11 protein-coding genes are annotated in these 13,749 nt (G+C 66.7%); 6 read left to right on the forward strand and 5 right to left on the reverse strand.

Annotated elements, in window-relative coordinates:
• Positions 1-65: 65 nt before the first annotated feature.
• Positions 66-557, reverse strand: a complete 492-nt coding sequence (locus tag B5X78_RS07760) for a lipocalin-like domain-containing protein (RefSeq protein ID WP_079723846.1) — start codon at positions 555-557, stop codon at positions 66-68.
• 116 nt (positions 558-673) lie between these two features.
• On the opposite strand from B5X78_RS07760, the gene B5X78_RS07765 reads away from it, so the two are divergent.
• Positions 674-1,504, forward strand: a complete 831-nt coding sequence (locus B5X78_RS07765) for a LysR family transcriptional regulator (RefSeq protein WP_229730869.1) — start codon at positions 674-676, stop codon at positions 1,502-1,504.
• 63 nt (positions 1,505-1,567) lie between these two features.
• Here B5X78_RS07765 and B5X78_RS07770 read toward each other — a convergent pair whose 3' ends face one another.
• Positions 1,568-2,377 carry an AraC family transcriptional regulator gene (locus tag B5X78_RS07770; protein WP_079723848.1) on the reverse strand — a complete coding sequence of 270 codons (810 nt, stop codon included), beginning with the start codon at positions 2,375-2,377 and terminating at the stop codon, positions 1,568-1,570.
• Positions 2,378-2,460: 83 nt separating this feature from the next.
• Here B5X78_RS07770 and B5X78_RS07775 point away from each other — a divergent pair, with 83 nt between their 5' ends.
• Positions 2,461-3,018, forward strand: coding sequence for a DUF3224 domain-containing protein (locus tag B5X78_RS07775; protein WP_229730871.1), 558 nt, complete (start codon positions 2,461-2,463; stop codon positions 3,016-3,018).
• A gap of 13 nt (positions 3,019-3,031) precedes the next feature.
• Here B5X78_RS07775 and B5X78_RS07780 read toward each other — a convergent pair whose 3' ends face one another.
• Together B5X78_RS07780 and B5X78_RS07785 are read right to left on the reverse strand one after the other, a co-directional pair.
• A complete protein-coding gene (locus B5X78_RS07780; protein WP_079723850.1) occupies positions 3,032-6,664 on the reverse strand; it encodes an ABC transporter permease/M1 family aminopeptidase in 3,633 nt (1,210 codons plus the stop codon).
• Positions 6,661-7,572 carry an ABC transporter ATP-binding protein gene (locus B5X78_RS07785; RefSeq protein ID WP_079723851.1) on the reverse strand — a complete coding sequence of 304 codons (912 nt, stop codon included), beginning with the start codon at positions 7,570-7,572 and terminating at the stop codon, positions 6,661-6,663. Before B5X78_RS07785 ends, B5X78_RS07780 begins: the two co-directional genes overlap by 4 nt.
• Positions 7,573-7,994: 422 nt before the next feature.
• Here B5X78_RS07785 and B5X78_RS07790 point away from each other — a divergent pair, with 422 nt between their 5' ends.
• Together B5X78_RS07790 and bla are read left to right on the forward strand one after the other, a co-directional pair.
• Positions 7,995-9,164, forward strand: a complete 1,170-nt coding sequence (locus B5X78_RS07790; RefSeq protein WP_079723852.1) for a DmpA family aminopeptidase — start codon at positions 7,995-7,997, stop codon at positions 9,162-9,164.
• Between the two features lie 74 nt (positions 9,165-9,238).
• A complete protein-coding gene (gene bla, locus B5X78_RS07795) occupies positions 9,239-10,297 on the forward strand; it encodes a class A beta-lactamase (RefSeq protein WP_176140799.1) in 1,059 nt (352 codons plus the stop codon).
• A gap of 19 nt (positions 10,298-10,316) precedes the next feature.
• Here bla and B5X78_RS07800 read toward each other — a convergent pair whose 3' ends face one another.
• Entirely contained in the window at positions 10,317-11,429 is a 1,113-nt protein-coding gene (locus tag B5X78_RS07800; protein WP_176140800.1) for a helix-turn-helix transcriptional regulator, read from the reverse strand.
• Positions 11,430-11,726: 297 nt separating this feature from the next.
• On the opposite strand from B5X78_RS07800, the gene B5X78_RS07805 reads away from it, so the two are divergent.
• Positions 11,727-12,752, forward strand: coding sequence for an N-acetyltransferase DgcN family protein (locus tag B5X78_RS07805; RefSeq protein ID WP_176140801.1), 1,026 nt, complete (start codon positions 11,727-11,729; stop codon positions 12,750-12,752).
• Between the two features lie 3 nt (positions 12,753-12,755).
• Positions 12,756-13,739, forward strand: coding sequence for an N-acetyl-D-Glu racemase DgcA (dgcA, locus tag B5X78_RS07810; RefSeq protein WP_079723855.1), 984 nt, complete (start codon positions 12,756-12,758; stop codon positions 13,737-13,739).
• Positions 13,740-13,749: the final 10 nt, after the last annotated feature.

The raw sequence follows: 13,749 nt of genomic DNA on the forward strand, positions 1-13,749 counted from the left end.
CGATGGCGACCGCATCGGGGCACGTTCGCCGGTGCCATGCTCCCCCCGCCGGAGGACTGCGGCACCTAATCCAGCCGTCGCCACACGGAAACCGGGATGCTGCCATCCGCGCGCGGCGGCACCTCGTACTGCAACTCGGCGCCGTCCAGTCGGTACTGGCGCCGCTGGGTCGTACCTTCCCAGTTCGGGAAGGATGAGCCTTCAATCGAGAACACCAGCGCGGTTGCCCGTTCGTCGATCGCCACGGTCCCATAGTGCGTGCTGCTTCCCATCACCGCGGACTTGAGTTCCTCGGCGCTGCCATCGGGCTTGCTGTCTCCGGCAAAACGCAGGCGTTCGGACTTGAAGATCTGCAGTGAGTACCGGCCCTGGCCATCGATGACCAGCCTGCCCTTCGGATGCTCGCCGTAGTCGCGGGTCCGTTCGCCGCCGGGCAGGATCTTGTCCGCAGCCACCAGGGTCCAGGTGCCTTGCAGCGGAAATGCGCGCGTGGGCTGCGCGTCACCCGCGGCCATGCCTCCCAGCATGGCGACCAGTGCGCCGGTCAGTAGATTCATGGCATGGGTTCCTTGCGTGGGGTCGACCCGCCCATCGTAGACCGCTTGCTTAATTGGAAAAATGCATCTACAGAGATATCTGTCATTGCAGAATCGAATCCATCCCGATGAAATCCATGGACGTGGACGCGGTCAGGGCGTTCCTGCTGGCGGCAGACTTGCAGAGCTTCACCCGCGCCGCCGACGTGTTGGGCACCACCCAGTCCGCGGTCAGCCTGAAGCTGCAGCGCCTGGAGGAACAACTCGGCCGCCGCCTACTGGAACGCACGCCGCGGCATGTCCGCCTGTCGGTGGAGGGGCAGACCTTCCTCGGCGTGGCGCGCGAGCTGGTGTCGTCCCACGACCGCGCGGCCGCCGCCTTCGAAACCGAGCAGCGCCGATTGGCAATTGGCATCAACCACCTGTTGCTGGGTAACGAGCTGCCGCTGCTGCTGCGGCGGATGCGCGACCATGATCCCAAGCTGATGGTCGAGATTCGCGTCGCCGCTACCAGCGAGCTCATGCGGGCGCTGGAACGTGGCGAGCTGGACGCGGCGCTGGTGCTGCGCCCCGAGGATCGCGGCAAGCGCGGCAAGAAAGTGTTCGCGGAACCTTTTTCCTGGTTCGCGGCAACCGGCTGGGAAGCGCGCGCCGGCCAGCCGTTGCCGCTGGCGACGCAGGGCGAGTCATGCCGCATCCGCAGCGAGGCGGTGCGCGCACTGGATCGCGCTGGCATCGAATGGCATGAGGTCTTTGTCGGCAAGGGCGCCGCGATCCTGGGCGCCGCCGCGGTGGCCGGCCTCGCGGTGGCGGTACTGGCGCGGCGCGCGGTGCCGCCCGGCGCCGTCGACGTCAGCGGACTGCTGTCGCTGCCGCCCATCCGCTCGCAGGACGTGATGCTCTACAGCAACCTCAGCGACCGGCGAACGCAGAATGCGCTGCGTGTTCTCACGCTGGCGTTTCAATGAGGCGATTGTGCCCACTCGATGTCCGCAAGGATCCCAGACTGCGCATCAGGAGTTCGGGTGGAATCAGTCGGTGCGCTGCAGGCGCCGGTGATACGCGCTCGGCGTCATGCCGACCTGGGAGCGGAAATCGCGGATGAAATGCGCCTGGTCGAAGTAGCCTAGATCCTGGGCGAACTGCGCCCAATCCACGGGCGCCTCACGGGTCATGCGCGCCAGCGCCTCGTGCAGGCGATAGCGCTGGATCACCCACTTCGGGCTGACGCCGACCTCGTCGTCGAACAGTCGCTCCAGCGTGCGGCGCTGCATCGGCCAGCGGCTCAGCACGTCGTCCACGCGCAGCAGGGTGTCATCGCCGGCAATCGCATCGAGGATGATCCCTGCCCGCTGCCCGGCCTGGGAGGGCGCGCGCGTATTCGCCAACAGTACTGCGTTGATCGCGGCGATCCGTTCTGCGTCCTCGTGGCTGCGCGCCAACACCGCCACCAACTCGTCGACCCACGCGCCCAATACCTCGCGCGCCGGAAGCGTGCGATCGCGTAGTTTCGACACCGGCATGCCGAGCGTGGCGCGCACGCCGCCGGCGCGGAACTTGATCCCGAACACTTCGCCATCGCCACGCAGCGTGGTGGTGAAGCGCGCCGTGTGCACGCCGCTCACCGTCGCGACGCCGTTGGTGATGACCAGGTGCACGTTGGGATGCGGCAAGGTCTGCCGCGTCTGTTCAAGCCCTCCGCGCAGCTGCCAGCGCACCCGCCAGTAATGCGCGACGATGGCGTCGAGTTCCGGCGCAGGCGCGATGCGCGCGTGTTCGAAGGCGCCTGCCGACGGGTCGGCATGCAGGACGCCACGCGCCGGGCCCGGATCGCGTGTCACCGGCGGTGGCCCTGCTGTCGCATTTTTCCTAGCATCGCGCGGCTACCTGCCTTTGAATACCCCTGTCCACCGGGAGTACCGCCATGACTCGTGTCTTCAACCGCCTGCCCGTGCTGATCCTCGCCAGCGTGCTCGTCGTTTGCCTCGCCGCTGAAGGCCTGGCGCAGACGGCCCCGGCTGCCACGTCCACTTCACCGCCACCAGGAACCGCCATGAACCATCACGCGCGCGGCACGTTCACCGTCAAGGTGCAACCACAAACTCCCGACAACGCACCGGCCAGGGCGGCATCCGGCCTGTCGCGATTGTCGATCGACAAGCAGTTCAGCGGTGCGCTCGACGCCACCAGCGGTGGCGAGATGCTGGCCGCCGGCAGCGCCGATCGTCAGGACGGCGCCTATGTCGCGGTGGAAATTGTGTCCGGGAGCCTGGACGGTCGCAAGGGCAGCTTTGCCTTCGTCCATCGTGCGCTGATGCGCCAGGGTGTGCCGCAGGAATGGACGGTGACCGTCGTGCCCGGTTCCGGCACGGGCGAACTGGTCGGACTGGAGGGCGCCATGACGATCACCATCACCGACGGTCGGCACGACTACGACTTCGAATACCGGCTGGCGGCTCGCCAAGCCGCCGGCGCGAACTAGCGACCCGCGCCTGCTAGCGGGCCACGTCCGCGAAATTGTCACGTGTACGCATTTCGACCAGCAGCGATCGTGGATCGATGCCGGCATGGCCTGGCTCGCCCGGGACCACGATCGTGATGGATTCGCGGGCCTGGGTGATGTGGTGCTTTGCGAGATAAAGCGGCGAGCCCACGATCACCTGCCGGTTTTCCTGCCGCTTCGCCGCGCCGGGATAGACGCCAATCTCGACCCATTCATCCAGCGGCTGCGGCTGTTCCGCGCCCTGCTCGTCGACGATGAACTTGCGCGCCTTTACCTCCAGCGTGATCTGCCAGCGTCCATCAGCCCGCTTGCTGGCGTTGGCCTGGGTGGCCGAGAACTCCCAATAGGCGTTCATCGCAAACAAGTCGTGCAACACGCCGCGGTAACGCTGCGGCGTCACCGCCTCCAGCTCACGGTACAGATCGCGCGTGGTCGCCCGTGGCGTGCGACCCGGAGGATGTGCGTCGAGCAAGCGGCGCAGCGCGCGGTTGACGTTGTCGCGACCGATGTACTGGCTGAGGGCGTACAGGGCCAGCGGCCCCTTGCGATAGTTGAGGAACTGCTCGCTGGCGCGCAGCAGCGGCGGCATCGCCAGGGAGCGCGGCACCTGGTATTGCTCGCGCATCATCGACAGGTAGGCGTGCAGCTGCTCCGCGCCCAGGCTGTCTTCCACCACCTGGGTCGCCGAGTACGTCGCCATGCTCTCGATCAGCAGACCGATGCCCTCCACGCGCGCCGGACGGAAGCGTTGGCCGCCCCACCACTGGTGTGCCACCTCGTGCGCGACTACTGCCGTCACCAGGTCCAGGCCACCTTCGTCGGTCGCGGGATGAAGCAGGGCGAAGCCATCGCCGTAATCCACCTGCCCGGGCTCCGAATGCGCACCGATGTCGCGCTCCGGGTTTTCAACGATGTGCAGCGAGTCGTACGGATAGGCGCCGAACAGCCGGCTGTACAGCGCGAGCGAGGCGCAGGCGCTGCGCGCGGTGGCCGCCACGATGCCGTCGTGCGCGGGGTGATGGAACACCTCGACCGTCACGCCTTGGCAGCGTTGGCGATGCACGGCGTAGCGTGCGGAGAAGAACTGCACATCCGTCCCGATCGGCGCTTTGCTGGCGTAGTGGAAATAGCGACGACCGTGTTCGCGCCAGCTGCCGAGCAGGTTGCCGGGCGCGACCGCCACCTGATCGCCGTCGGTGCCGACAATGGCCTCGAACTGCATCCCCGTCTCGTCGGCCGCGCCCGTGCGCGCCGCCGCATCGTCGAGGTCAGGCACTAGCGGACGCGCTGGCAGGCCCTGCGTCCTTCGATCGCCTGCCTCGCGCAATTCGCGCCCGGGCTGGTAGCCGATGGTCGGCAGGACATCCTGTGCGTTCACCCAGCTGCCGTTGCCGACGATGGAGGCGTCGGCGCCCGTATTGGCGAATCCGCGTGGGGCGAAAACCACTTCGTAGCGCAGCTGCATGGACTCGCCTGGCCGCAGCGGACGCGCGAGCCGGTAGATGCGATGGCCCAGGACCGCATCATCGCGCACGCGCGTGGCCGGTCGATCAAACTCCACACGGCGGGTGTCGACGCCGTCGCGGGTGGAGATGGCCACATGGACCGTCTCGATGTCCTGCGTGCCTGCGTTGCTCAGCAGATAGCTGCCGCGGATGTCGGCGACTCGCCGTTGCGGATGCAGCTCCACGCGCATCGTCGACACCGCCAACCGCGGTTGCGCGAGCTTGGCGTAGCGCGCGTACTGGCGCTCATAGGCGGCCGCGCGCGCAAGCCGATCGGCCTGTGACTGCCAGGTGTTGAGTACGTGGGTGTTGTAGAGAATGTAAGCCCCCAGACCCAGCACCGCCGCGCCAGCGAGCATCGCGGTGACGACCGTGGCCCGGGTCAGCCGCGTGCGGGCCAGCTGCCAACGCGCCCGCAGGCCGGATTCGCGGCCGCGCACCCACAACAAGTGCGCCAACACGGCCAGCAGCAGCGCCCAGGAAAACCAGTAGGCCTTGAACGCAAGCCACGGCGCCAACGAATTTCCGAATCCGCGGATGTCCGAATACGACCACGCCGGACTGGCGCCGAACACCAGCAACTTGTGTTCGATGCCGAGCATCGGCGCGAAGGCGATGAGCCCGTACAGCACCAATACCAGCAACATGCCGATCTGCTTCTGGTTGACGATGGCCTGCACCGCCAGCGCCAGCAGAGCGAACAGCAGATACTCGGGCCACTGCAGACCCAGCAGGGCCTTCGCCAGCAATCCGATCTCGAAGTCCCGGTAACCCAATACGGCTTGCGCGATCACGGTGGCCAGGCCGATCACCACCATCCAGGCCAGCAGGAGTACGGCCAGGGCCAGGAAGCGGGCCACGAAGAACACCCACTCGCGCACGGGCATGGCACCGGTAATCTCGCCCATCCGCGCATCCCGCTCGCCCCAGACCAGTTCGCCGGCGTAAAAGACGGTCAGCAGCGGAATCACCATCCACAGGCGGTTGCCGGGATTGGCCAGCGCGGCGGTGAGGTAGTCCAGCACATGCTCGGTGCGTGGCAGCAACGGCACGCCCATGAATTCCATGTTGGCCGCAATCGCGATGCAGACCAGCAGCCCGCCGGCAAGCAGCGGCGCGAACACGGTCCAGCCTTTGGCGAGCATGCGCAACGACAATGCAGTCGCCGCGCACAACTGACGCCATTGCGCCCGCGCGCCGAACCGCGATGCCGCAGCCACCTTGGAGATCATGGGCAGCCGCGCTGATGGTGCTTGCGCGTCATCCGGTTCGGGAGCGCGGAGTTTCGCGCGCTTTGCACGGCGCCGCCGCTCCGCCGGATGGGCAAGCCGGAAGCGCCGGAAAGTAAAGCCGAGCACCGTCACGCCCACGATCAACCAGAGCAGGCGATTGCCGAGCCAGAGCGGCTGCAGCCCGACCAGGCGTGTGTTGACCTCGTGGGTCGTCCAGATGTCGGACAGTCCGCTGACGATGGCGATCATGCCGATCGGATCGAACAGGCGCGCCAGGTCGGGTTGCTTGAGCACCGTCATCATGAAGACGGACAGGCCCATCGTCGCGAGGAACAGGAGCAGGCTGGCGAAATAGGCCAGGACCGCGCGGCCACTCAGCGCGACGAGCGCGAACTGCACCGCCGTGGCGAGGAACGCGTTCGGCAATGCGATCGACAGGTAGGCGAGCAGGAAGGCGACCGGTCGCCACGGGCCGATGATCTCCGGCTCCACGTCGGGCCAGTGCATGCCCAGCAGCATCCCGGCAGGCACCGCCAACAGCAGCCCCGCGTTGAGCGCATACGCCGCGAGGAAGCGCCCCGTCAGATACTGGAACCGGGAAACCGGCGCGCTGTAGCTGAGCGGGTGCAGGCCGGAACTGATATCGCGCGAAGCCGCTTCGCCGGCAATCGAAGCGGCCAGGAACAACCACAGCATGCCGGCGACCACGGTGGTCGATGCGATCACCAGCGGTGCGTTCAGCAGCAGCCAGCCGTCGCGTGCATCGGGAACGTAATTGGCCTGGATGATGCTCCAGGCCACGAACAGCAGCACCGCGAAGAACAGCCAGTACGCCGGTCGACGCAGCTGGTAGGCAAATTCGAAACGGGCGATCCTGCCCAGCTTCATGCGGCATCGGCCGGTGGCAGGCGGGCGCGGCCTGCACCGATATGTCCGGCCATGGTGCTGAAGTAGACGTCGGTCAGATCGGGCTCGGCCTGCTCGAAGCCCGCGCCCGGCGAGGCGGGATCGTAGATGTGCACCACCGTGCGTCCGCCCAGTAGTGTGGTCGAGATCACCGCGTACTCGCGCTGCACGGCAGCCAGTTCGTCACGTGCGATGACGCGCCGCCAGATACGTCCGCGGAGGCCGGCCATCGCCTGCTGCGGCTCGGCCTCCAGCAGGATCCGGCCACGGTTGATGATCGCCATCCGCGTGCACAGTTCCGCGACGTCTTCGACGATGTGGGTCGACAGGATCACCACGCTGGTTTCGCCGAGCTCACTGAGCAGGTTGAGGAAGCGCGCGCGCTCGGCCGGATCCAGCCCGGCGGTGGGCTCGTCGACAATCAGCAGCTGCGGATTGCCCAGCAGGGCCACGGCGATGCCGAAGCGTTGCCGCATGCCGCCGGAGAACCCGCCGAGTTTCTGCTTGCGTACCTCCCACAGGTTCACCTGCCGCAACAGCGACTCGACCACCTCGCGCCGTTCACCGCGCCCACCCAGGCCTTCCAGCACGGCGAAGTAATCGAGCAGATCCTGGGCGCTGGCATGCGGATACACGCCGAACTCCTGCGGCAGATAGCCCAGGGTCCTGCGGACCGCATCCTTGTCATGGAGGACATCCAGATCACCCAGCGTGGCGCTGCCGCTGTCGGCTTCCTGCAAGGTGGCCAGGATGCGCATCAATGTGGACTTGCCCGCCCCGTTCGGGCCGAGCAGGCCGTACATCCCCACCGGAATCGTAAGGCTGACCTGGTCCAGCGCCTGCACGCCGTGGCCATAGGACTTGCAGATGTCGCGGAGCTCGAGTTGCATGACGGCCTGCCAATGAACGGTATGCCGGCAGCGTGCCTGCGGCGGGTGGGGCTAGGGTGAGGCGAATGCGTGGCGGCCAAGGAGTGCCGATGTGCGCGGTGACTTACGGCCTACTGCCGCTGCGTAGTGGCGGCTTGGCCACGCACGAACGGTTTGGCTATCGGCTATCTTTCGAGGGGGGCGTCTACTACGCGCGCGATGGAGGCGGCGATCGATACGCTGGTCGAAAGAATCGCCGCACGGGAAAACGCCACCGCACAATAGGTGTTTACTCTGATATGCGGGGCTGCCCATCCAGCACAAGATTGCTCAATTCAAACGCGGTGGGTCAGTCGTCGCGGCCGACCGTGTGGGCGGGAGGTCATGCGGTGGGGGTGACATCCATTCGCTGCCTGATTACAACATTTCCAAAGGTCGACTCCATGAAACTCTGGACCCTGCTTCCGCTGCTGGCGTTCGCCACGACCGCGTTCACCGCGCCCGCCGCCGAACAGCGCCCCCGGGCGCGCGAGGCAGGCGTGATCATCGGCACCCTGGCGACCGGACCGCGCAACGCGATCACCGATGTGGAAGGCGTCGGCGTAGGCCATGCCACCTTGTCCGAGGGGCAACGACTGAACACCGGCGTGACCGCGATCCTGCCGCATCCGGGCAACCTCTATCGGCAGCGGGTGCCGGCGGCCATCGTGGTCGGCAACGGCTTCGGCAAGCTGGTCGGCGTTACCCAGGTCCAGGAACTGGGCGAGCTGGAAACGCCCATCCTGCTGACCGGCACGCTCAGCAGCTGGAAGGCCGCCGATGCCCTGGTCGAGCGATTGTTGCGGCAGCCCGGCATGGAGCAGGTGCGCTCCATCAACCCGGTGGTGGGAGAAACCAATGACGGCTACCTCAGCGACATACGCGCACGCCCGGTGACGGCGGCGCTGGTCGAACAGGCGCTCACTCGCGTGAGCCTGGCGGAGGTGCCGGAAGGGAGCGTCGGCGCCGGCGCCGGTACGGTCGCCTTCGGGTGGAAAGGTGGCATCGGCACCAGTTCGCGGCGGCTGTCGAAAGCCGATGGCGGCTACACGGTGGGCGTGCTGGTGCAGAGCAACTTCGGTGGCGAGCTGACCATCGCGGGCGTTCCCGTCTGGAAGCACCTGCCGGATCCTGCCGAGTACGCCCGCAGCCTCGCCGTGCCGCCACCGAGCACCGGTGACGGCAGCATCATGATCGTGGTGGCGACCGACGCGCCGCTGGATGTCGCCCAGTTGCAACGCGTGGCCCGCCGCGCCCTGGTCGGCCTGGCCCGTACCGGTTCAGTGATGTCCAACGGTTCCGGCGACTATGTCATCGCCTTCTCGACCGCCAAGGAAAACCGTCGCGATCCCGAGGTACCGGTGCAGCCTGCGCGCAGCGTGGCGGGCGAAGCGATGTCGCCGCTGTTCCAGGCCACCGCCGAGGCCAGCGAGGAAGCGGTCCTCAATTCCCTGTTTCGTGCGACCACGGTCAAAGGCCATCGCGGCACGGCGGCAGCCCTGCCCCTGGCGCAAGTCCTGCAAGCGCTGGACCGCGCCGGGGTATTGAAGCCGGACGCTTCCCCTGCTCCGTGACGCCACTCCGCGCGCCGATGTCGGCGCTCGAACCCACTGACGAGGCGGGCCGACGCCCTGCCATGGAGACCCGCATGCCTGTCGCCACCCCTCCGACGCTGCTGCGCCGAGCCATCGCCCTACCCGCCTTGCTGATGCCGATGCTGATGCTGATCGTGCTGCTGACGCTTGCACGCCCGGCCGCCGCCGCTGCAACAACGCACGCCGGGCAGGCACCCAGTGCGCTGCAGCTTGAACTGGATCGCTTTGCAGCGAAGTTCGACGGAACGGTGGGCCTGTATGCGCTGGACCTGCGCACCGGCCGTTCCGCGGTGTTGAACCCGGCCGATGCATTCCCCATGGCCAGCACGGTCAAGATTCCTGTCGCCGTGCACATCCTCAGTCTGGTCGATGAAGGCCGCCTGGATCTGCACCGCCAGGTGCAACTGCAGGAAGGCGACCTGTACCCCTCGATGGGGGGACCGATGGACACGCATCTGACGCCGGGCTCGGCGATTACGATTCGCGACCTGCTGCATATGATGCTGACCGTGAGCGACAACAACGCCACCGACATCCTGATCCGGCTGGGCGGCGGTGCGGCAGCAGTCAACCAGCGCATGCAGACGCTCGGCGTGCAAGGCGTGCGGGTTGATCGATACATCTGGGAGATGCTGTCGCACTACCTGGGTCGCCTGGACGCCTCCCCCACCCATCCGGTCACCCCCGCCGCCTATGCCCAGCTGGATGCCGAACATCGCAGCGCGGAAGAGCGCACGCGCCTGACCCGCCTGTATCACCAGGATCCCCGCGACACCAGCACGCCGCAGGGCATGGCCGCACTGCTGAAACTGATCTGGCAGGGCAAGGCGCTCACCCCGGCTTCCACGGAGGTGCTCAAGGCCATCCTGCTCGATTGCCGCACAGGTCAGGCCCGGCTCAAAGGCATGCTGCCGGACGGAACGCCGGTGGCGCACAAGACCGGCACGGTCGGCGAGGTGATCAACGATGTGGGAGTGATGACGCTGCCGGACGGCAGAGGCGACATCATCATCACCGTGTTCCTGAAGTCGGGCGAAAGCGACCAGGCCAGAGATCGCGTGATCGCGCAGATGGCACGTTCGGTGTATGACTATTTCAGGTTCGTCCCCTGAGGCGTGCCAATCATCGTCGTCAGTTCAACAGGCGCGCCAGTTGGGTGCGATTGGCCACGTTCAATTTGCGGAAGATGGAACTGATCTGGCTTTCCACGGTCTTGCGCGAACGAAACAGCCGTTGAGCGATCACCTCGTTGCGCAGGCCTTCGGCCACCAGCGCGGCGACCTTGCGTTCACTGGGCGACAGGCAATTGAGCAGCGGCAACACCCGCGGCGAACTGGCGTCGACGACCGAGTCATCGTCGACGTCGGGCGCAAGGATGAGCAGGTGCCTGCTATTGCGTGCATTGCCTGCTGGCGAGGACGAGACTTCCACCCTGAGCCGATGGCCGGGACGATGGTGGTGGCCAATCACCAGACTGGACTTGCCCAGCGGCAGATCACGCGATCCGGCTGACGCTTCCAGCCACTGCCGCAGCGGCTCTTCGATGGCGCGGGGCAAGGCGTCGTCCTTGTCGAAATCATCGCTCCAGCGGCGGCAGAGACGCCGGGCTTCCTGCGACACGAAGCAGGGAGTGAGGTCTTCTTCCAGCAGGATCGTGGCCAGCGGAAGGTCATACAGCAGGCTTTCAAGCGCGCTCTGGCGCGTACGCTCCGATTCCAGCGTGCGAATCCGTTGCAGGCTCGCATCCAGCAGGTAATACAGGTCCTTCAGGAAGGACAACTGGCTCTCCGTGAGGTCGCCATGATCGTGCAGGATGCGGATGCTCAACACCGCCTCGAGCCGCGAGTCTTCCCAGAAGGCGAAGTGGATGAACTCGCGCCAGCCCGGGGTGGGGTTCTGCGCCTTCAGGCGATCCGAGGCATGCGCATCCTGCGACGCGATCTGCGAAAAGGTGTACCAGCGGATGCGTGGATTGGCGTCCAGGTAGGGCGCGGCCACGTCAAGACTGGTCGCCAGGCGGACGCCGTCCTCGCGCCCTTCCGTCAGGAGGTGCCGGCCTTGATTGGGTTGATAGCCATCGATGTCGAACAGCAGACTGCAGGAATGACAGGGCAACACCTTGCTGATGAGGGCCGAGCAGGATTGCCAGAGCGATGCCATGTCGAGCGACTTCACCAGTCCGGCGCGCTCGCGGATCGCATGGTCCGAATAAGCAAAGGTGCCGGAGTTGTCTAGCATCAACATGTCCATTCCCCGGGCAGGCCGCTGTTTCCACGACCAGGACGTGGACCCCACAGTGCCGTGCGTGTGTCGACAAGGGCAACACTTGTAGCACTCCAGCAGACGGACCAGCAAGCCTGCCGGGCGACGCGCAACCACCGGCGCCGAGATAGCCAACATCCGGGTTTCTCCTGATTCCCGCTCGCCTGGGCTGTGTTCGAATATCGCCCATTCCGCGATGTGGCGCGGGCCAGCAGGAACATGGAGCGCATCAATGCACAGCGGCGTGGACTCGCAGCGGATCAGTCAGGCAAGGACGCCATGAACCAGGCCGTCGGTACAGTGAAGCTGCGCCAGCCCTATGTGCTGTTCCTGGGTGAGGAAACCAATCCGCTCAAGGCCAAGACCGCTTTCGGGTTGCGCGATTGGGCGGCGGAAAGTTGCATCGCGCAGACACGACTGGCGGGCGGCACGATCGAACTGGGTTTGCCGGAACGCGAGCCCGCCGCCGCTGCCGCCGCCGGGGCGCGCTCACTGGTCATTGGCGTCACCCCGCCGGGCGGTCGGATTCCGGCCCACTGGGCACGCATGCTGGTCGCCGCGGCCGACGCCGGATTGGACATCGTCAGCGGCCTGCATACGCCGCTGGAATCCATACCGGGACTCGCACAGGCGGCAGCCAGGGCCGGCGTGCAACTGGTGGATGTGCGCAAGCCGCCCGCGGAGTTGCCGCGCGCCACCGGCCAGCGCCGCAGCGGCAAGCGCGTGGCGATGGTCGGCACGGATTGTGCGCTGGGCAAGAAGTACACCGCGCTGGCACTGGCCAAGGCCATGCGCGCGCAAGGCCTGAACGCCGATTTCCGCGCCACGGGCCAGACCGGCATCATGATTGCCGGCGCCGGCATCGCGGTGGATGCGGTCATCGCCGATTTCATTGCCGGCGCGGCCGAATGCATCTCGCCGGCCAACGCGGCCGATCATTGGGACGTGATCGAAGGCCAGGGTTCGCTGTTCCATCCGGCCTATGCCGGAGTCACGCTTGGACTGCTGCACGGATCCCAGCCTGACGCGTTGATCCTCTGCCACGATCCCTCACGGACCCGCATCGTCAGTTGGCCGGAGTATCCGGTGCCCGGCCTGAAAGATGCCGCCCAGCTCTACGAGCAGACAGCAAGGCTGACCAATCCCGCCGCCAGGCTGGTGGGCGTGAGCTTGAACACCTCCAGCCTGGACGAAGCCGCTGCCGAACAAGCGCTGGTGCGCGCCGAACGCGAACTGGGTGTGCCGGCCTTCGATCCCTTGCGCACGCGGCTGGACATGGCGGTCGCATCGATCGTGGGCCCCTGACCGATGGTACGCACGCTGCACCTCAGGCCGCATGCCTGGAAACTGAAGGAGCCCTTCGCCATCGCACGCGGAGTGCGCACCGAAGCCAGGGTGGTGGTGGTGGAGCTGCATCAGGACGGCGAGGTGGGGCGAGGCGAATCCAGTGGCGTCGCTTATCACGGCGAAACACCCGAGAGCATGATCGCGCAGATCGAGAAGCTGCGGTCCCACCTGGAAAACGGCGCCGATCGGGAGTCGCTGCTACACCTGCTTCCCGCCGGCGGCGCGCGTCACGCAGTGGACGCCGCACTCTGGGATCTGGAAGCTCGACTGAGCGGTGTGCCGGTGTGGAAGCGCGCCGGCGTGGAAAACTGGCGACCGGTGGAGAGCGCCGTCACCGTTGGCATCCGCACGCTGCCCGAATACGAGGCGACCGCCCGCCTCTACGCAGACCATCCCTGGATCAAGGTGAAGGTGGGCGCGGACGCGCCGCTGGACGCCGTGGCGGCGGTGCGCAGAGGCGCGCCCACGACGCGTTTGATCGTCGATGCCAACCAGTCCTGGAGCGTCGAGGATCTGTTCCGCTTTGCCCCTGGCTTGCAGGAACTGCGCGTGGATCTGCTGGAACAACCGGTGGCCGCCGGCCGCGATCAGGGATTGTCCGACTACACCGGCAGCGTGCCGATTTGCGCGGACGAGGCCTTGTCCACGCTTGACGATCTGCCCCGGCTGATCGGCCGCTATCAGTTCGTCAACATCAAGCTGGACAAGGCCGGCGGGCTGACCGCTGGCCTGGCCTTGGCGCAGGCCGCCAGTGCGGCCGGATTCCGGCTCATGGTCGGCTGCATGCTGGGCGGCACGATCTCCGTCGCGCCCGGACTGGTACTGGCGCAGCAGTGCGAAATCTGCGACCTGGATGGTCCCTGGCTGCAGGCCGAAGACTGGCCACGCGGCATCGTCTACCGAAAAGGACGCATGTCGCTGCCCGCTCCCGTGATCTGGGGTTGAGCACTCGGCG

The sequence above is a fragment of the Pseudoxanthomonas indica genome (assembly GCF_900167565.1).
In the GTDB taxonomy this organism is placed as follows: domain Bacteria; phylum Pseudomonadota; class Gammaproteobacteria; order Xanthomonadales; family Xanthomonadaceae; genus Pseudoxanthomonas_A; species Pseudoxanthomonas_A indica.